Genomic DNA, 18,093 nt, shown 5'->3' on the forward strand with positions numbered 1-18,093 from the left:
AATTACGAAACATTGGAGGAATGAACATGTTAAAATCATACCGAGCTGTGCTCGTTAGTTTATCATTATTACTTGTTTTTGTTTTATCTGGTTGCAGTAATGCAGCACCAATTGATGCACATAGTACGGGAATTTGGGATCATTATTTTGTCTATCCAATCTCGTTTATGATTCAATTTGTTGCTCATCATATACCGGGAGCTAGCTTTGGGATTGCTATCATTATTATGACGCTCGTTATTCGTTCAGCGATGATTCCATTAGCTGTTTCGCAATATCGTAGCCAAGCGAAAATGAAGAAAATGCAACCTGAATTGCAGAAGTTAAAGCAGAAATACGGTGATGTAAGCAAAGATCTAGAAAAACAAAAACAGTATCAAAAAGAAATGTCAGAACTAATGAAATCAGGCGGTTGGAATCCACTTGCTGGTTGTTGGCCAATCTTTATACAAATGCCGATTTTCTCTGCTTTGTATTATGCGATTAGCCGAACAGAAGAGATTCGTACATCTTCGTTTTTATGGGTGAACTTAGGACATGCAGATCCTTATCATATATTACCGATTATTGCAGCATTAACGACATTTATTCAAATGAAGGTTTTCCAATCGAATATTACACCTGGAGAACAAGTACAAATGCTAAAGATGCAGCAAATTATGATGCCGGCAATGATTTTATTTATGGGATTTGCGGCACCATCAGGTCTTGTGTTGTACTGGATAACAGGTAACTTATTTACAATGACACAAACAATTGTATTAAGAAGAATAATGGAACGTGAAGAATTACAATTACAAAAAGCATAGAATAACGCCGCTCATTATGAGCGGTGTTTTTTTGTTAAGTCGTTAAGGAAATGTTAAGAAACCAACATTACTATAGGCATTGTATACGAGAGTATACATGCATTAGAAATATGAAGGAGGAAATTTCCTATGAAGAAGAAAACAGTTGGGTATTTAGCGATTGCAGGTGCTTTATCATTCGGAATCATTGGGGGAGTCGGCATCCCGGCATTCGCGGCAACGAATACTCCAGCAGCTGAGCAATCTACAAAAACGGCGAAAAAAGATTTAGATGATGCTACAAAACAAAAAGTAAAAACGATTATGAATGATACAAAGAAACAGTTAGAGGAGCTAGGTGTAAAGCTTCCAGAGAAAGAAAAACGTAAAGAAATGTTTGCGGGATTAGATGAACAGGCGAAAGAAAAAGCGAAGTCGATTTTAGAGCAAGAAAAGTCCGGAAAATTAACAAGAGAACAAGCAAAAGAAGAATTAACAAAACTAGGAGTGAAGTTGCCGGAAAAGAGTAAACAGAAAGAAATGTTCGCGGGATTAGATGAACAGGTGAAAGAAAAAGCAAAATCAATTTTAGAGCAAGAGAAATCCGGTAAATTAACACGTGAACAAGCGCAAGAAGAATTAACGAAATTAGGCGTGAAAATGCCGGAGAAGGGTAAGCGTAAAGACATGCTTGCTAACTTAGATGAACAGGCGAAAGAAAAAGTGAAGTCAATTTTTGAACAAGAAAAGTCCGGCAAATTAACACGTGAACAAGCAAAAGAAGAATTAACGAAGTTAGGCGTGAAACTCCCAGAGAAAGAGAAGCATGAAGATATCTTTGCGGGATTAGATGAGGCAACAAAAACAAAGGCAAAAGAGATTTTAGACAATGAAAAGAAACAATTAGAGGCATTGAATGTTGATTTACCGCACCATAAGTTTTTTATGAACAAAGAAAATAAATAATCGAATTATGTATCTTTCGTGTGGGCAACCGGAAGGTACGTGCGAGGACCGATTTCTGTCAGCAGAAATCGGTCCCTTTTAATGATTTAATAAAATTTTTTTCATAGTTAGTATGTATCCAAAGACGCAGTAGAAGATTGCAAAACCGATAAATACTTCTGTATATTGATATTTACCCAATACGTAGAAGGAAACAGCTGGTATAATAGCTACCGCTAAAATGCTATAACCAGGATACTTGTGCCGATGCATGATAGCGAATAGAACAGAGAGAAACGTAGCGATGATACAAAAAACAGCAATCATTATTGGTGCACCTCCTATATGAATTATACCATTTTTAGGGAATTAGAGAAGTGTCGTAAATTCTGTTATAATATAAGAAGAGAAAAATTTCGTATGTTATATAAAAAAAATATTGATTTTTTCTAACAATTCAATATAATGAACAATAACTACAAAATTCGACATCAAGAAGTGATGATGAGGACACGATCAATTTTTTACGATTCTCAGAGAGGGAAGCCTTTGGCTGTGAGCTTCCTAATACGGAAAAATGGATTACCACCTCTGAACTGCAGCAGTGAACGAACATTTAGTAATTGCTTGCCGGCAAAAACCGTTATTTTAGACTTGAGAAATTGGTGAAGTGTGTTACTTTGCGAATTGAAACAAGGGTGGAACCACGAATATAACACTCGTCCCTTTTTTAGGGAGGAGTGTTTTTTTATTTCATTTTTGCATCACACTAGAATTGGAAGGAGGATACGCAGCATGCATCATGATGAGAAGAACAAAATTGGTTTAACGGTAGCACTTTCTATCGTAGTAGGAACAATTATTGGGTCTGGTGTGTTTATGAAACCAGGGAGCGTATTAGATTACTCGGGGAGTTCTAATATGGCGATTCTTGCTTGGATAATTGGTGGTCTGTTGACGTTAGCAAGTGGTTTAACAGTAGCTGAAATTGGAGCGCAAATCCCGAAAAATGGTGGGTTGTATACGTATTTAGAGGAGATTTATGGAAGTTTTTGGGGATATTTATCAGGCTGGATGCAAACGATTGTGTATGGGCCAGCTATTATTGGAACATTAGGGTTATACTTTAGTTCTTTAATGATTAATTTTTTCTATTTAGATAAAGTATGGAATTTACCAATCGCAATTGGAACAGTTGTGTTCCTTGGCGTTGTAAATAGTATGGGAACAAAATACGGAGGTATCGTCCAAACGATCACGACAATCGGGAAGATGATTCCAATCGTATTAATTGTTGTGTTAGGTTTTTGGAAAGGGAATAGCGATATCTTTAACGTAGTTGTGCCGATATCAGAAAATCAAAGTATCGGGATGGCGATCTTAGCAACGTTATTTGCTTATGACGGTTGGATTTTACTTGCTTCGATTGGTGGAGAAATGAAGAATCCAACAAAGTTATTACCGAAAGCTATGACAGTTGGGATTTTAATTGTAACAGCTGCTTACGTATTAATTAATTTGGCGTTATTGAATGTATTACCAGCAACGCAAATTGTAGAACTTGGAGAAAATGCAACAGCGACAGCTGCAGGAATGCTACTTGGAGAATATGGCGGGAAAATTATTAGTATCGGTATTATCGTTTCTATTTTCGGTTGTTTAAATGGAAAGATTTTAACGTTCCCACGTATCCCGATGTCGATGGCAGAACGTGGACAACTTCCATTTGCTAAGTTTATTGCGAAGGAAAGCCCAAGATTTAAAACACCAGCAAATGCGATTACTGTTGAAATCATTTTAGGAATTATTTTAATGATTATTAGTGATCCGAATAAGCTATCTGAGATTTCCGTATTCATTATTTATATTTTCTACGTAATGACGTTTATCGGTGTCTTCATTTTAAGAAAACGTAATAAAAATAAAGAGCGTGCATACAGTGTACCGTTATTCCCAATCGTCCCAATCGTTGCGATTTTGGGCTCACTCTTTGTAATCGGTAGTGCGATTATTAACGATCCACTAAGTTGTTTCTTATCAATTGGAATTGTCTTTACGGGACTGCCGGTATATTGGTATTTAAATAAGAAGAATAAAAATGAAGTGTCATGACTGAAGGGTAGGCGTATAATGCGCCTACCTTTTTTACTGTAAAAAAATTGTACTTGTGTTCAACTTCTATTTTGGTTACTATAATCGTAGTAACCAAAATAGAAAGCGTGGGGAAAGACTTGAATTTTCGTGTGTATATTTTAGCTATCGCGGCTTTCGTAGTCGGAACGGTTGAGCTAATTATAGGAGGAACGCTCGATTTAGTTGCCAACGATTTAGGTGTATCTATTAGTGCAGCTGGTCAGCTTATCACAATATTTTCAGTAGTATTTGCTTTATCAGGTCCTGTTTTATTAGCTTTAACAGGGAAATTTGAGAGAAAAACATTGTATGTTGGGGCATTATCAATTTTCTTAATCGGAAATATTATTTCAGCATTTAGTGTGAATTACGGGATGTTAATGTTCTCAAGGGTGATTTGTGCGGCGAGTGGTTCGCTTATTATTGCACTGTCAGTAACACTTGCTTCTAGCGTTGTAGAACCGCATTTTCGTGCGCGTGCAATTGGAATCATTTTCATGGGGATTAGTGGATCACTTGTACTTGGAGTACCGCTTGGTCTTGTACTCGGAAATGCATACGGATGGCGTGCACCATTTGTACTCATTTCAATCTTAACAGTTATGGCAATCGCTTGTATTTCTCTATTTTTAACGAAAGTACCACCGACATCGGTATTATCAATAAGAGAGCAAATTGCTACGTTAAAAGATAAAAAAATCGTCAGTGCACAGTTAACGTCATTCTTATTTTTAACGGGTCATTTAACACTATATGCATATTTAACACCATTTTTAAAAGATGTTATGCATGTGGAAGCGAATTGGATTAGTGTATTTTACTTCATTTTCGGAATCGCAGCGGTACTTGGAGGCGGCTTAGGAGGCTGGCTTGCTGATAAATGGGGATCGAAGAAAAGTATTATTTCAATTATTATCGTATTTGCGTGTGCGATTTTCCTATTGCCGATGATGACATTCTCATTCCCACTGTTCATTATTATGATGGGAATTTGGAGTATGCTGAGCTGGGCTATTTCGCCAGCACAACAAAACTATTTAATTGAAATTGCACCAGAATCAGCTGGTATTCAGCAAAGTTTAAATAACTCTGCCCTTCACTTAGGGATTGCGCTCGGTTCAACAGTAGGCGGAGTTGTTATTGAAAAATCATCTGTTATATATAATGCTTGGGTAGGCGGCGGCTTTATTATATTAGCGTTGCTTTGTGCGATTTTCTCGATTACGAGAGGACGTTCTACTCAGTTTGCGAAGGAAGAATCTATCGTTTGATAGGTTCTTTTTTATTTGTAAAAAATTGCAGGTTTTAGTAGGTGTATGGAGAAAGTTGTATGTAGTGAGGTGATAGAAAATGGCATATGATTTAGTCGGAGTGATACTTAGCCTTATACCAATATTTGTGGTCGCGTTTATTTTTAGATGGGTTCGTTTCATCTATCAAAATTCAGAGAAACAAGTGGAGCAAAATGAGAAAATTATTGAGCTGTTGATGGAGATAAAGGAACAAAATGAAAAGGAGTCTAGGTGAACAGCTAGACTCCTTTTTTGTATGCAATTAATATCTCAACTTCATCAACAAACTCTTAATTTCCTCATCTTCCATAAAGAGGTCATGGTGTTTCTGGGTAATCTTTGCAAGTGCAACGTCGTGATAGAAAAATTCTGTAAAGAACTTTACGAAAGGTTGTGACATTGTTTTCATCGCTTGCCATGACTCTTGCTCTACACCAGCAAATAAAATTTCACGGTCGTCCACGATGAGCAGTAAGTATCGCTCTAGCGCGTTAGGCTCTTCGGCTGGGATTAGAAAATGCATGTTTTTTAAGTCTGTTTTTACTTTTCCAACTATAAGGGCTTCGGTTTTGACGCCTTGTTTTGCTTTTTCTTCTAATAACGGAAGATATTCTAAAAGAGTATCGTTCCAAGCTGAAATGCGAATTGATTCTTTTGCATTTTCGATGAGTTCTTTACTTTGAACACGAATAGAAGATTGCATTTTTAAGCTCCATACACGATCATCTGTAAATGATTTTTTCGATATAGTTGTCTCTAATTCTTTAATATTGGATTGAAATTCTGTCGTTAATTTTTCAATTGCTAGCTTGAGTGGTAATGCTGTATACATCTTTTTCTTCTCCGAAACAGAATCCATTACCATTCCTTTATCGATTAGACGTGCAAGCACTTCATATATTTTTGCTTTTGGCACGCCAGAATGCTTCACAATCGTTGTAGCATCTAATGGTTCGTTGCTTGATACGACAACTTCGTAAGCTTGGCTTTCATATTGTGAGAAACCGAATTTTTGTAACATAGTTCCCTCCGAACGAATGAGATTATAGTTTAAGGATAATGAACTATTTGTTTTTGCACAAGTGGTAGTCAGTTTTCTAATTGTATTAAGGTGAGAATTAATTTCAATTTTTTAATTTTATCTATTATACTTAATATAATGATTAATAAGTTTTGAATTCAATGCGAAGGGGATGTTTGGGGAAAGATGTTAAGAAGTTTACGTTTAAAAATTGCGGTAGTATTTTCGGTACTTATTTCTATGATGTTCGTAATATTAGGTACAGCTATGTATGAATTACAGAAAGAGAAGGAAGTGCGCTCCTTAGACCAGTATTCTCAAAATACGATGGATCTTGTGACAGAGCAACTTACGACATTTGTTCAAAGAACGGATGAAGATATGGGGTATTATGCGAACAGTGAGATGATTCGTAATATGCTTCAAGACGGAGTTACTCCAGAAGAGGAAGCATTTTTGACGAAAGAGTTTTCGGAGTATAAAAAGAATCATCCAGGCATTTTAGACTTATATATTGGTACGAAAGATAAAAAAACATTAAGTGCTAATCTTGCTGAAGGTGGAAAAGTGCCAGAGGGATATGATCCAACGACAAGACCTTGGTATAAAGACTCAGAAGCTGATGTGAAAACGGTTCACTGGGGACAACCTATGTATGAAATTGCAACAGGTAAGTTAAGCGTGGGAGTTTCTAAAGCAATTACAGCTCAAGATGGATCTGTATTAGGTGTTGTGGCGATGGATGTATCGCTTGGAACAATTCAGAAATTACTTCATAATATTCAATACAATAACGGCGGAGAAATGTTTATTATAAATGATAAAAATATGGCTCTTGTTTACCCGGAAAAGATAGGGAAAGATGTTTCGAAAGAGCCACTTGTGCAGAGTTTAAATAAAGATGTAACAAAATATGCTGTCACTACATTAAAAGGTGAAGAGGTAGTTGCATATAGTCAGTCATTTGATTTGATGAAATGGAAGATAGGAATTTTTTATCCGAAAGAAACAATTGATGGGCTATTACATAGTACGAGAAATACAGTCATTATAATGGCATGTATTAGCTTATTCGTTGGAATCGTAGCTTCATACTTGTTTTCACGAAGATTAGCAAGACCACTGCAATTATTAACGAATCACGTTCAAAAAGTAGCAGAAGGTGATTTAACGTTGCAAATGAAAGTGACAAGTAAGGATGAAGTTGGAGAACTGACGAACCATTTTAATCATATGGTTGAACAAATGAATGAAATGGTAAGCAAAATTAAAAATAGTGTATCAACCGTGCAACAATCAACAAATAATCTACATTATTTAACGAATGAAACTGTAGCAGCTAGTAAAGAAGTGTCAGGTGCAATGGATGACGTGAGCGGAGGAGCTTCTACGCTCGCTAATAGTGTAGATGAAGTTTCAGAGCAGCTCGAGAATATGGCGCAGTCAGTGGAACAAATGAATAACTCTGTTGGTGAAATAAAAGGTGTAGCTGGCAAAGCTGAAGAGGCATCTAAGCAAGGATTACATACGATGCGTAATTTAGTTCGTACGAGAGAACAATCCTCTTCAATTGTTGTTCATACAGAGAAAGCATCTGGAAAGCTAGAGCAAAGGGTTGGATCGATTCAAAATGTTGTAGAGCTTATAAAAGGTATTTCGGATCAAACGAATTTACTTGCTTTAAATGCTTCAATCGAGGCGGCACGTGCGGGTGAACAAGGTAAAGGCTTTGCTGTTGTTGCGGAAGAGGTTCGAAAATTAGCGGAACAATCAAAAGAAGCGACAGTAGAAATTGCGACGATGATTGGTGATGTACAAGTAGAGGTAAGACGAGTTGTAGAAGTTGTAAGTAAATTGAAAGACATTGCGGATATACAAAATAATGTTACGACAGAAGCAGAGGCGGAATTCCGTACCATTATGTCAGTTGTAAATACAATTAGTACTTCAGTGGAACAAATTGTAGAAGAGGTACATAACATTGGTCATGAACAAGGAGAAATTACAGCGGTCATGCATACAATTGCTGGTACGAGTCAAGAAAGTGCAGCTGTTTCGGAAGAAGTAAATGCTGCAACTGAATCACAAGTGAATCATCTAGAAAAGGTAGCTCATACGATGGAAAGCTTGACGGAGCATATGAGAGACTTGGAAAGATTGGTTGAGCAATTTAAAATAGAGGAATAACAAATTAGTAAAATGATGCGTATTTCGGTAAAATAGATAATGGATATATAAGAAGCAATTATAGGAGGAAGACTACTATGGCAATTGTTGACGTATCGATTATTCCAGTAGGAACAGGTAATCCAAGTGTTAGTGAATATGTAGCAGAAGTACAAAAGGTGCTAGAGAAAAATGCAGATCGCGTGAAGTATCAATTAACACCAATGAATACAATTATTGAAGGAGATCTTCCTGTCATTCTAGAAGTAATTCAACAAATGCATGAAGTTCCATATACGAAAGGTGCACAGCGCGTTGCAACAACAATTCGTATCGATGATCGTCGTGATAAAGTAAGCACAATGGAGAAAAAATTAAACTCTGTTCGATCAAAATTATAAAGAAAAGCAGCGATTTTCGCTGCTTTTTTCATATAGGAGGTAATAAGATGAGCGAAAAGTTTAACGAACAGTTTGACGGGTTGTTAGAGAAATACACGGAACTATTACTTGGAGAGAGCAATGAAGAGAGAAAAGAACAGGTACAGAAGTGGGCACTGTATTCTTACATAGCGAAGACGATGCCAGCTTTAGTGAAGCACTGGAATGAGACTTATCCCGATGCGAAAGAAGAGATGGTGCAGTTAATTACTGATATTAAAAGGCTGAATGAAGAAAAGAGAAATGAACAATAAAAAAAACTTGGGATAAATATAATCTCAAGTTTTCTGTATTAATATCCTCATATAATTTACATGGAATATAAAGGATTTTATAAGCATGTCGAATATTTTCGGCATGCTTATTTTGTGCCTATTAAACTCTATTTTTCTAAATGTCGAAAAATATTTCAGGCATATTTATAAGCGAGAATATAGGTTTTTAAATGTTTTTATAGTATTTTATAAATTATCTAAATAATTATTTGTATCCAATAATTTTAAACAATGATATAATTTCGAAGAGGGGTAAAAAACAGATAAATTAAGTCATAGGGGTGAATTACATGGAACAATTAATGCGAAATTCGTTTCTTTTCTTATCTAAAAATAAAGCGCTAACAAAACTGGCTAAGAAGTACGGTTTACGCTTTGGTGCAGGTCGCTTTGTCGCAGGGGAGACAATTGAATTAGCGACAGCAGCTATTAAACAATTGAACAAGCAAGGACTTTGCGTAACAATCGATTATTTAGGAGAATTCGTTGATAATGAAGCGGAAGCAAATGAAATGGCTAACCAATCGATTGAAGCAATCCGTGCAATTGGAAGAGAAGGTCTTGATTCGCAACTTTCTTTAAAGATGACTTCTATGGGATTAGATATCTCTGATGAAATCGTAATGAACAATATGCGCCGCATTTTAGAAGCGGCAAAAGAAAATGGTGTGTTCGTTACAATTGATATGGAAGATTATACACGCTGCGGAAAGACAATTGATATCTTTAAACAGTTAAAGTCTGAGTACGATAATATCGGTACTGTTATTCAAGCTTACCTATATCGTACAGAAAAAGATATTGAAGACTTAAATGCTTATAATCCTAATTTACGTCTTGTAAAAGGGGCTTATAAAGAACCTGAAGAAGTGGCGTTCCCGGACAAGAAAGATGTAGATGACAATTATAAAAAGATTATTAAAATGCACTTATTAAATGGAAATTATACTGCAATTGCTTCACATGACGAAGCGATTATTGAATATACGAAAAAACTTGCCGAAGAACACAACATTCCAAGGGATCAATTTGAATTCCAGATGCTATATGGTATTCGTAATGAGCGTCAACTTGAGCTAGTAAAAGAAGGTTACAAAATGCGTGTTTACGTACCTTATGGAAACGACTGGTATGGCTACTTCATGCGTCGTCTAGCAGAGCGTCCAGCAAACGTTGCGTTCGTATTAAAAGGTATGGTTAAAAAATAACCAAGGAGTAAATACTCCTTGGTTATTTTAATTGCTGAAATGCGTAATGTGCCATTTTCTTCGTATCAGGATACAGTTGCTTGCGAGTAGAAGATAATACAACAGTAATGACGCGTTTACCGTCTTTCTCATCCACTGTTACGACTGTATATTTTCCGAGTGCTGATAGACCGCTTTTACTCCCAATTGCATATGGATCGTCATATAGTTCTTCTCGTCCATAGTTTGCGATGTTTGGAGAGCGTTCTGAAGTATGTAGAGTTGTACGCGTTGAATTCATATATTCTAAAACAACTGGGTACTTTAATGCTTCTTTCGTAATCATAGCAATGTCATATGGTGATACTTTGTTTCCTAGTGCATCAGCACCACTTGCGTTTTTGAAAGTCGCATGCTTTGTACCAAGTTCCTTCGCTCTAGCATTCATCATTTTTACAAATTCATTTTTTGATCCTGCGATATGTTCTGCGATGGATTCAGCTATTGGATCTGCACTAATGATAAGCATCAGTTTTAATGCTTCATCACGTTTTAACTTTTCCCCAGCACGAAGTTTAATTTTCTTACTTTGACTTTCTGTTTTAATTGCGTTTTCTGTAACTGTAATTTCCTCATCCTCTTTTACATTCTCTAGTAAAAGAAGGGTTGTCATCATTTTGGCTATACTAGCCGGATAAGAGCGTTCGTCTTCTCGTTTTCCATACAAAATTTCACCTGTGTCTGCATCGATTGTAATCCCGTATTGCCCAGTGATGCTAGGTTGATTGGCTCTTACAGCTTGTTGTCTTTGTGCGTAAGAGAAGAAAATCATCCCTGTAAATAGTGTGGCAATCATTACAATCATAACTATTGTTCGTTTCATTATAATTCCCTCATTTGTTACAAATAAATTGGGCAGAAAAAGCAGCCATTACCCATTATGCCACGTTCTCTGCCCAAAAATATAGCGTTATTTTTCGCCCATATTATGCTTCTTATATTGTTGGTTATTACCTTGACGTCCTTTTTCCACGCCTCGATCAGTTGGTCCAGCGTTTCCTGTCACACTCGCTGCGCTAATTCCAGCCTTTGAAGGGTTCTTCTTAAGTTTTGCCATATATATTCCTCCAGTTTCGTCAGATTATAAAAAGGGAAAGTGTATTTTAGTGAAGAAAATACATATATAGCATGGGCAAATAAAAGAAAAATATTTATTTCAGAAAATTTTATCAATAAATATATTGCGAAAATTTAAACAGTATCATATATTTATTAGTAGAGGCTCACTCATTGATTGCGACTTATGTCGAAAAATTGAATGAGCATTCATTCAAGAATAGGGGGAGAATTGGATGTTCCAAATTAAAAAGGCTGCTGTTCTAGGGTCAGGCGTAATGGGTTCAGGAATTGCGGCACACTTAGCTAATATTGGTATTCCGACATTATTGCTTGATATTGTACCACCTGCGCTTACGAAAGAAGAAGAAGCGAAGGGACTTACATTAGAACATAAAAGTGTGAGAAATCGTTTTAGTAATACGGCACTACAAAAACTATTAAAGCAAAAACCAGCTCCTCTGACAGTGAAAGGAAATTTAGCACTGATTGAAGCAGGTAACTTAGAAGATGACCTTGAGCGTCTAGCTGATGTAGATTGGATTATTGAAGTAGTAGTTGAAAACTTAGATATTAAAAAGAAACTATTTGAAAAAGTAGATGCTGTTCGTAAACCGGGTTCTATCGTAAGCTCGAATACGTCAGGCATTTCAGTTGAAAAAATGGCAGAAGGTCGTTCAGACGACTTCCAGAAACACTTCTTAGGCACACACTTTTTTAACCCACCACGATATTTAAAACTTCTAGAGGTAATACCGACGAAAGAAACTGATCCACAAGTATTAAGCTTCATGAAATTATTTGGCGAAGACGTTCTTGGAAAAGGCGTTGTTATCGCGAAAGACACACCAAACTTTATTGGAAACCGCATTGGTACGTACGGTTTATTAGTAACTCTTCAAGAGATGGTAAAACGCGGCTATAGCATTGGGGAAGTTGATTCTGTAACAGGCCCACTTATTGGTCGTCCGAAGAGTGCAACGTTCCGTACATTAGATGTTGTCGGTTTAGATACATTTGTACACGTTGCAAATAACGTATATGAAAACGTACAAGAAGAAGAGCGCGATGTATTTAAAGTACCAGCTTTCATGCATGACATGCTTGATAAAAAATGGCTTGGAAGCAAAACAGGTCAAGGCTTCTTCTTAAAACAAGGAAAAGAAATTTTAGAATTAAATCCAGCAACAATGGAGTACGAAGCTCGCAAAAAATTAAAAGCTGCATCGATCGAGTTAAGTAAACAAGAAAAAGGTTTATCGAATAAATTGAAAGCGCTTGTATACGCGAAAGACCGCGCAGGAGAGTTGTTATGGAACATCATTACACCAACTCTTTTATACTCTGCAAAACTTCATAAAGAAATTGCTGACGATATCGTTGCAATTGACCAAGCGATGAAGTGGGGCTTCGGCTGGGAGCAAGGACCGTTTGAAGTTTGGGATGCAATTGGCGTTGAAAAGTCCGTTCAAAAGATGGAAGAAAACGGCGTAGTTGTTCCGACTTGGGTGAAAGAAATGTTAGAGAAAGGTTTCACTACTTTCTACAAACATGATAACGGAGATAGCTACTATTACGATAATGGCGAATATAAGCTAATCGAACGTAATAAAAAGGCAATTTCTCTTAAGCAATTAAAAGCGAAAAATGGCGTATTAAAGAAAAATAGCGGAGCGAGCTTAATCGATTTAGGCGACGGCATCCTTTGTTTAGAATTCCATTCGAAGAGCAATGCAATCGGTATGGATATTACGCAAATGATTAACTACGCTGTTGATGAAGTAGAAAAGAATTATAAAGGTCTTGTTATCGGTAACCAATCGAAGAACTTCTGCGTTGGTGCGAACTTAGCAATGATCTTAATGGAAGCACAAGACGACAACTACTTTGAAATTGAGTGGGTTGTGAAAAACTTCCAAGATGCAATGACGAAAATTAAGTACTCTTCTAAGCCAGTTGTAGCAGCGCCATATGGTATGACGCTTGGCGGAGGTACAGAAGTTTGCTTACCAGCAGCGAGCATTCAAGCTTCTAGTGAAACGTATATGGGCTTAGTAGAAGTTGGTGTTGGCTTAATCCCTGGCGGAGGCGGTAATAAAGAGCTATACATTAAACACTTAAATAAAATGGCAAATGGCGTAGAGTTCGATCTACAAAAAGTTGCAAATAAAGTGTTTGAAACAGTCGCAATGGCGAAAGTTTCAACTTCAGGACAAGAAGCGATTTCTCATAACTTCTTAGGTGATAAAGATGGTATTAGTGTGAATGGTGATCACTTACTATACGATGCGAAACAGAAAGCACTTGCTTTATATGAAGCTGGTTATAAAGCACCGATTCGTAAAAAGATACCGGTTGTTGGTGAAACAGGATATGCAACACTTGCACTTGGTGCAGAAGCAATGCATTTATCTGGTTACATTTCAGAGTACGATCTTCACATTGCGAAGAAACTTGCATATGTCATTGCGGGCGGAAAAGTGCCGTATGGAACAGAAGTTGATGAGCAGTATTTATTAGATGTAGAACGTGAAGCATTTATTAGCTTAGTAAGTGAGATGAAATCACAAGCAAGAATGCAGCACATGCTTGTAAAAGGAAAGCCATTACGTAACTAATAACGAGGGGAGATATCGTTCATGAGAGAAGCTGTCATTGTTGCGGGAGCAAGAACACCAATTGGAAAAGCAAAGAGGGGTTCATTAAAAACAGTTCGTCCTGACGATTTAGGGGCGTTAGTAGTAAAGGAAACGTTAAAGCGTGCGAATTATGAAGGACCAATCGATGATTTAATTTTCGGTTGTGCGATGCCAGAAGCAGAGCAAGGTTTAAATATGGCTCGTAATATCGGCGGATTAGCAGGACTTTCTTACGATGTTCCAGCTATTACAATTAACCGTTACTGTTCTTCAGGTTTACAAAGTATCGCTTACGGAGCAGAGCGCATTATGCTTGGTCACTCGGAAGCAGTATTATCAGGTGGAGCGGAATCAATGAGTTTAGTTCCAATGATGGGACACGTCGTTCGTCCGAATAGTCGCCTTGTAGAAGCGGCGCCAGAATATTATATGGGTATGGGACATACAGCAGAGCAAGTTGCTGTGAAATATGGAATTTCTCGTGAAGAGCAAGATGCATTTGCAGTAAGAAGCCATCAACGTGCTGCGAAAGCATTAGCTGCAGGAAACTTTGCTGATGAAACAGTATCTGTAGATGTAACGTTACGTACTGTTGGATCAAATAACAAACTGCAAGAAGAAACAATCATTTTCGCACAAGACGAAGGTGTAAGAGCAGAAACGACGCTAGACATTTTAGGTAAATTACGTCCAGCATTTAACGTTCGCGGTTCTGTAACAGCTGGTAACTCTTCACAAATGAGTGACGGTGCAGCATCTGTACTATTGATGGATCGTGAAAAAGCAGTGAGCGATGGCATGAAGCCACTTGCGAAATTCCGTTCATTTGCAGTAGCGGGTGTACCACCAGAAGTAATGGGGATCGGCCCAATCGCAGCAATTCCAAAAGCGTTAAAACTAGCTGGCTTAGAGCTATCCGATATTGGCTTATTCGAACTAAATGAAGCATTCGCTTCTCAATCGATCCAAGTTATTCGTGAACTTGGTTTAGATGAAGAAAAAGTAAACGTAAACGGCGGTGCAATTGCACTTGGACATCCACTTGGCTGTACAGGAGCAAAACTAACACTATCTCTTATTCACGAAATGAAACGCCGCAACGAACAATTCGGTATCGTAACAATGTGTATCGGCGGCGGAATGGGAGCTGCGGGAGTGTTTGAATTACTATAAAAAAAGTGCAGGTGGCTCGTTCAGAACAGGAGGGCGTTGGAAGCCCTGACGAAGAGGCGCTTTTTGCCTCACAGGAAGGGGTGAAACGACCGACTGTTCTAGCCACTGGAACTGGATTATATAAAAAAGTGGAAGCGGCTCGTTCAAAACGAGACGCCGACAATGCAAAGAATGGAAGCAACAAAGGTTTATAAAAAATAAACGGGAGAGCCAGCTTCTTTCGAAATGAAAGAAGCGGCTTATGAAAATATGAAGGAGGAAATTTTCATGGAAAAAACAGTAGGAAATGCGGTTAAAGGCGGTAGCTTTTTAGTAGATGAGATTACGATTGATCAAGTGTTTACGCCAGAAGATTTTTCATCTGAGCATAAAATGATTGCAAAAACGACAGAGGACTTTATCGTAAATGAAGTTCTTCCAGAGCTTGAATATTTAGAGCAACATGAGTTTGATCGTTCTGTTCGTCTTTTAAAAGAAGCTGGGGAACTTGGTTTATTAGGCGCTGACGTACCAGAAGAGTACGGCGGAATTGGTCTTGATAAAGTAAGCTCAGCGTTAATCGCAGAGAAATTCTCTCGCGCTGGTGGCTTTGCAATTACTCACGGTGCTCACGTAGGTATCGGATCTTTACCAATCGTGTTATTCGGTAACGAAGAGCAAAAGAAAAAGTATTTACCATTACTTGCAACTGGTGAAAAATTAGCTGCATACGCATTAACAGAGCCGGGTTCAGGATCTGATGCATTAGGCGCAAAAACAACTGCACGTTTAAATGCAGAAGGTACACATTACGTATTAAACGGTGAAAAACAGTGGATTACAAACTCTGCATTCGCTGACGTATTTATTGTATATGCAAAAATCGATGGAGAGCACTTCTCAGCATTTATCGTAGAGAAAGACTACGCTGGCGTATCTACAAGCCCAGAAGAAAAGAAAATGGGTATTAAATGTTCTTCAACTCGTACGTTAATTTTGGAAGATGCGTTAGTACCGAAAGAAAACTTACTTGGTGAAATCGGTAAAGGGCATATTATCGCATTTAACATTTTAAATATCGGTCGTTATAAATTAGGTGTTGGTACAGTTGGATCTGCGAAACGTGCAGTAGAAATTTCAGCACAATATGCAAACCAACGTCAACAGTTCAAACAACCAATTGCTCGCTTCCCATTAATTCAAGAGAAACTTGCGAATATGGCAGCAAAAACATATGCAGCTGAAAGTTCTGTATATCGTACAGTAGGCTTATTCGAAAGCCGCATGAGCACATTATCTGAAGAAGAAGTAAAAGATGGTAAAGCAGTAGCAGCTTCTATCGCTGAATATGCAATCGAGTGCTCTTTAAATAAAGTATTCGGTTCTGAAGTGTTAGACTATACAGTAGATGAAGGTGTTCAAATTCACGGTGGTTACGGATTTATGGCAGAGTACGAGATTGAAAGAATGTATCGTGATTCTCGTATTAACCGTATTTTTGAAGGGACGAACGAAATTAACCGCCTAATCGTACCAGGTACGTTCTTACGTAAAGCGATGAAAGGTGAATTACCACTTCTTCAAAAAGCACAAAAATTACAAGAAGAGTTAATGATGATGATGCCAGAAGAAGTAGGCGATGAGCCATTAGCACTTCAAAAATATTTAGTAAATAACGCGAAGAAAATTGGCTTAATGGTAGCTGGATTAGCTGCTCAAAAATACGGTAAAGCATTAGACAAAGAGCAAGAAATTCTTGTCAATATCGCTGACATCGTAAGCAATCTATACGCAATGGAATCAGCTGTTCTTCGTACAGAAAAAGCAATCAAAACAACTGGTCTTGAAAAGAATAAACAAAAAGTGTTATACACTGAAGTATTCTGCCAAGAAGCATTTAACGAAATCGAAGCAGATGCGAAAGAAACACTTATCGCAGTTGAAAACGGCGACATGCTACGCATGATGTTATCATCATTACGTAAATTAACTCGCCACACACCACTTAACGTAATTCCGAAGAAACGTGAAATCGCTGCGAAAATTTTAGAAGATGAGCGTTACACAGTTTAATATCTTTAAAGAACAGTAGTCGTTTATACGACTACTGTTCTTTTTTTTTTGAAAAAAAGAAATTTTTAGTGACATAAAACTAATGACATTAGTATAATAAAACTAATAGCGTTAGTTTTCGTGAAAAGGGAGATGGAAATATGAGAATGATACATGAAAAAACGGTATATCAATTGTCATTTTTGCCAAGAGTGTTTCCTGTAAATTGTTACTTTGTGGAGGAAGAAGATGGTTTAACTTTAATTGATGCGGCTTTGCCATATAGCGCAAAAGGTATTTTACAGGCGGCTGAGAAAATAGGGAAACCAATTACGAATATTGTATTAACACATGCGCATGATGATCACATCGGTGCATTAGACGCATTAAAGGAAGTACTTCCTCATGTTCCAGTCTACATTTCTAAGCGAGACGCAAAGCTATTAGAAGGAGATACGACGTTACAAAAGGATGAACCAAATACGCCAATAAAAGGCGGTGTACCTAAAAAGATAAAAACGGTACCTGATGTTTTATTAGAAGATGGCGACCGAGTTGGATCGCTTCTTGCGATTATGACACCGGGACATACACCAGGCTCCATGTCGTTTCTTGATGTAAGAAATAAAGCTCTTATTGTTGGGGATGCATTTCAAACAAGAGGAGGTACGGCTGTTTCGGGACAAATGAAATTTTGGTTTCCGTTTCCTGCGATGGCAACGTGGAGTAAAGAAATATCATTACAAAGTGCAGAGAAGTTAAGAGAATATGAGCCTTCCTTGCTTGCGGCAGGGCATGGAAAAATGATAAACGATCCAGTGGCTTTCATAGAGCTTGCTATTAAAGAAGCGAAGCGGAATATAGAAAGTAGGAAAGAGGGTTAATTT

The 18,093-nt window shown here is 37.5% G+C and carries 18 protein-coding genes and 1 other annotated feature; of the genes, 14 read left to right on the plus strand and 4 right to left on the minus strand.

Features of this window, described 5'->3' with window-relative positions:
• The first annotated feature begins 26 nt into the window (after positions 1 to 26).
• Together yidC and ACTFNE_RS20885 are read left to right on the plus strand one after the other, a co-directional pair.
• Positions 27 to 809 (plus strand): membrane protein insertase YidC, encoded by a 783-nt coding sequence (gene yidC, locus ACTFNE_RS20880; RefSeq protein ID WP_000920536.1) that lies wholly within the window; start codon positions 27 to 29, stop codon positions 807 to 809.
• 129 nt (positions 810 to 938) lie between these two features.
• The gene (locus tag ACTFNE_RS20885; protein ID WP_046198715.1) at positions 939 to 1,754 is read left to right on the plus strand and encodes a hypothetical protein; all 816 of its coding nucleotides are present in this window, start codon (positions 939 to 941) and stop codon (positions 1,752 to 1,754) included.
• A 78-nt stretch (positions 1,755 to 1,832) separates the two neighbouring features.
• Here the strand turns inward: ACTFNE_RS20885 and ACTFNE_RS20890 are convergent, their stop codons facing one another.
• Positions 1,833 to 2,060, minus strand: coding sequence for a hypothetical protein (locus ACTFNE_RS20890; RefSeq protein WP_000562238.1), 228 nt, complete (start codon positions 2,058 to 2,060; stop codon positions 1,833 to 1,835).
• 165 nt (positions 2,061 to 2,225) lie between these two features.
• Positions 2,226 to 2,463, plus strand: a binding site (T-box leader).
• A 65-nt stretch (positions 2,464 to 2,528) separates the two neighbouring features.
• Here ACTFNE_RS20890 and ACTFNE_RS20895 point away from each other — a divergent pair.
• The 3 genes from ACTFNE_RS20895 to ACTFNE_RS20905 all read left to right on the plus strand — a co-directional run bounded on the left by ACTFNE_RS20895 (position 2,529) and on the right by ACTFNE_RS20905 (position 5,393).
• Entirely contained in the window at positions 2,529 to 3,845 is a 1,317-nt protein-coding gene (locus ACTFNE_RS20895; protein WP_046198714.1) for an APC family permease, read from the plus strand.
• 107 nt (positions 3,846 to 3,952) lie between these two features.
• A complete protein-coding gene (locus tag ACTFNE_RS20900; protein ID WP_046198713.1) occupies positions 3,953 to 5,137 on the plus strand; it encodes an MFS transporter in 1,185 nt (394 codons plus the stop codon).
• 79 nt (positions 5,138 to 5,216) lie between these two features.
• The gene (locus ACTFNE_RS20905; RefSeq protein ID WP_052737355.1) at positions 5,217 to 5,393 is read left to right on the plus strand and encodes a hypothetical protein; all 177 of its coding nucleotides are present in this window, start codon (positions 5,217 to 5,219) and stop codon (positions 5,391 to 5,393) included.
• Positions 5,394 to 5,420: 27 nt separating this feature from the next.
• Here ACTFNE_RS20905 and ACTFNE_RS20910 read toward each other — a convergent pair whose 3' ends face one another.
• Positions 5,421 to 6,179 (minus strand): TrmB family transcriptional regulator, encoded by a 759-nt coding sequence (locus ACTFNE_RS20910; RefSeq protein WP_270706243.1) that lies wholly within the window; start codon positions 6,177 to 6,179, stop codon positions 5,421 to 5,423.
• 186 nt (positions 6,180 to 6,365) lie between these two features.
• Here ACTFNE_RS20910 and ACTFNE_RS20915 point away from each other — a divergent pair, with 186 nt between their 5' ends.
• From ACTFNE_RS20915 to ACTFNE_RS20930, 4 genes are all read left to right on the plus strand, one after another.
• Positions 6,366 to 8,366, plus strand: a complete 2,001-nt coding sequence (locus ACTFNE_RS20915; RefSeq protein ID WP_270706244.1) for a methyl-accepting chemotaxis protein — start codon at positions 6,366 to 6,368, stop codon at positions 8,364 to 8,366.
• Positions 8,367 to 8,443: 77 nt separating this feature from the next.
• A complete protein-coding gene (locus ACTFNE_RS20920; RefSeq protein ID WP_001018860.1) occupies positions 8,444 to 8,746 on the plus strand; it encodes an MTH1187 family thiamine-binding protein in 303 nt (100 codons plus the stop codon).
• Between the two features lie 47 nt (positions 8,747 to 8,793).
• Positions 8,794 to 9,039, plus strand: coding sequence for a YusU family protein (locus ACTFNE_RS20925; RefSeq protein ID WP_001290594.1), 246 nt, complete (start codon positions 8,794 to 8,796; stop codon positions 9,037 to 9,039).
• A gap of 311 nt (positions 9,040 to 9,350) precedes the next feature.
• Positions 9,351 to 10,268, plus strand: coding sequence for a proline dehydrogenase family protein (locus ACTFNE_RS20930; RefSeq protein ID WP_000436772.1), 918 nt, complete (start codon positions 9,351 to 9,353; stop codon positions 10,266 to 10,268).
• A gap of 22 nt (positions 10,269 to 10,290) precedes the next feature.
• On the opposite strand, the gene ACTFNE_RS20935 is transcribed toward ACTFNE_RS20930, so the two are convergent.
• Positions 10,291 to 11,130, minus strand: coding sequence for a D-alanyl-D-alanine carboxypeptidase family protein (locus ACTFNE_RS20935; protein ID WP_270706245.1), 840 nt, complete (start codon positions 11,128 to 11,130; stop codon positions 10,291 to 10,293).
• Positions 11,131 to 11,217: 87 nt separating this feature from the next.
• Complete coding sequence (locus ACTFNE_RS20940) at positions 11,218 to 11,364, minus strand: YuzL family protein (protein ID WP_001096347.1); 147 nt, start codon at positions 11,362 to 11,364, stop codon at positions 11,218 to 11,220.
• Between the two features lie 235 nt (positions 11,365 to 11,599).
• Here ACTFNE_RS20940 and ACTFNE_RS20945 point away from each other — a divergent pair, with 235 nt between their 5' ends.
• From ACTFNE_RS20945 to ACTFNE_RS20965, 5 genes are all read left to right on the plus strand, one after another.
• On the plus strand, positions 11,600 to 13,981 hold the full coding sequence (locus ACTFNE_RS20945) for a 3-hydroxyacyl-CoA dehydrogenase/enoyl-CoA hydratase family protein (protein WP_270706246.1): 2,382 nt from the start codon (positions 11,600 to 11,602) through the stop codon (positions 13,979 to 13,981).
• A 21-nt stretch (positions 13,982 to 14,002) separates the two neighbouring features.
• The gene (locus ACTFNE_RS20950; RefSeq protein ID WP_001206342.1) at positions 14,003 to 15,175 is read left to right on the plus strand and encodes an acetyl-CoA C-acetyltransferase; all 1,173 of its coding nucleotides are present in this window, start codon (positions 14,003 to 14,005) and stop codon (positions 15,173 to 15,175) included.
• Between the two features lie 11 nt (positions 15,176 to 15,186).
• Positions 15,187 to 15,369 (plus strand): hypothetical protein, encoded by a 183-nt coding sequence (locus ACTFNE_RS20955; protein WP_074565656.1) that lies wholly within the window; start codon positions 15,187 to 15,189, stop codon positions 15,367 to 15,369.
• 73 nt (positions 15,370 to 15,442) lie between these two features.
• A complete protein-coding gene (locus ACTFNE_RS20960; RefSeq protein ID WP_000416278.1) occupies positions 15,443 to 17,227 on the plus strand; it encodes an acyl-CoA dehydrogenase family protein in 1,785 nt (594 codons plus the stop codon).
• Between the two features lie 140 nt (positions 17,228 to 17,367).
• A complete protein-coding gene (locus ACTFNE_RS20965) occupies positions 17,368 to 18,090 on the plus strand; it encodes an MBL fold metallo-hydrolase (RefSeq protein ID WP_270706247.1) in 723 nt (240 codons plus the stop codon).
• Positions 18,091 to 18,093: the final 3 nt, after the last annotated feature.

This window comes from Bacillus cereus group sp. MYBKT111-2 (genome assembly GCF_051915205.1).
GTDB classification, from domain to species: domain Bacteria; phylum Bacillota; class Bacilli; order Bacillales; family Bacillaceae_G; genus Bacillus_A; species Bacillus_A paranthracis.

What these genes read in the sequence shown, in the direction of transcription:
- yidC (WP_000920536.1), top strand. Translation starts at nt 27, where the DNA reads ATGTTAAAATCATACCGAGCTGTGCTCGTTAGTTTATCATTATTACTT.
- ACTFNE_RS20885 (WP_046198715.1), top strand. Translation starts at nt 939, where the DNA reads ATGAAGAAGAAAACAGTTGGGTATTTAGCGATTGCAGGTGCTTTATCA.
- ACTFNE_RS20890 (WP_000562238.1), bottom strand. Translation starts at nt 2,060, where the DNA reads ATGATTGCTGTTTTTTGTATCATCGCTACGTTTCTCTCTGTTCTATTC.
- ACTFNE_RS20895 (WP_046198714.1), top strand. Translation starts at nt 2,529, where the DNA reads ATGCATCATGATGAGAAGAACAAAATTGGTTTAACGGTAGCACTTTCT.
- ACTFNE_RS20905 (WP_052737355.1), top strand. Translation starts at nt 5,217, where the DNA reads ATGGCATATGATTTAGTCGGAGTGATACTTAGCCTTATACCAATATTT.
- ACTFNE_RS20910 (WP_270706243.1), bottom strand. Translation starts at nt 6,179, where the DNA reads ATGTTACAAAAATTCGGTTTCTCACAATATGAAAGCCAAGCTTACGAA.
- ACTFNE_RS20915 (WP_270706244.1), top strand. Translation starts at nt 6,366, where the DNA reads ATGTTAAGAAGTTTACGTTTAAAAATTGCGGTAGTATTTTCGGTACTT.
- ACTFNE_RS20920 (WP_001018860.1), top strand. Translation starts at nt 8,444, where the DNA reads ATGGCAATTGTTGACGTATCGATTATTCCAGTAGGAACAGGTAATCCA.
- ACTFNE_RS20925 (WP_001290594.1), top strand. Translation starts at nt 8,794, where the DNA reads ATGAGCGAAAAGTTTAACGAACAGTTTGACGGGTTGTTAGAGAAATAC.
- ACTFNE_RS20930 (WP_000436772.1), top strand. Translation starts at nt 9,351, where the DNA reads ATGGAACAATTAATGCGAAATTCGTTTCTTTTCTTATCTAAAAATAAA.
- ACTFNE_RS20935 (WP_270706245.1), bottom strand. Translation starts at nt 11,130, where the DNA reads ATGAAACGAACAATAGTTATGATTGTAATGATTGCCACACTATTTACA.
- ACTFNE_RS20940 (WP_001096347.1), bottom strand. Translation starts at nt 11,364, where the DNA reads ATGGCAAAACTTAAGAAGAACCCTTCAAAGGCTGGAATTAGCGCAGCG.
- ACTFNE_RS20945 (WP_270706246.1), top strand. Translation starts at nt 11,600, where the DNA reads ATGTTCCAAATTAAAAAGGCTGCTGTTCTAGGGTCAGGCGTAATGGGT.
- ACTFNE_RS20950 (WP_001206342.1), top strand. Translation starts at nt 14,003, where the DNA reads ATGAGAGAAGCTGTCATTGTTGCGGGAGCAAGAACACCAATTGGAAAA.
- ACTFNE_RS20960 (WP_000416278.1), top strand. Translation starts at nt 15,443, where the DNA reads ATGGAAAAAACAGTAGGAAATGCGGTTAAAGGCGGTAGCTTTTTAGTA.
- ACTFNE_RS20965 (WP_270706247.1), top strand. Translation starts at nt 17,368, where the DNA reads ATGAGAATGATACATGAAAAAACGGTATATCAATTGTCATTTTTGCCA.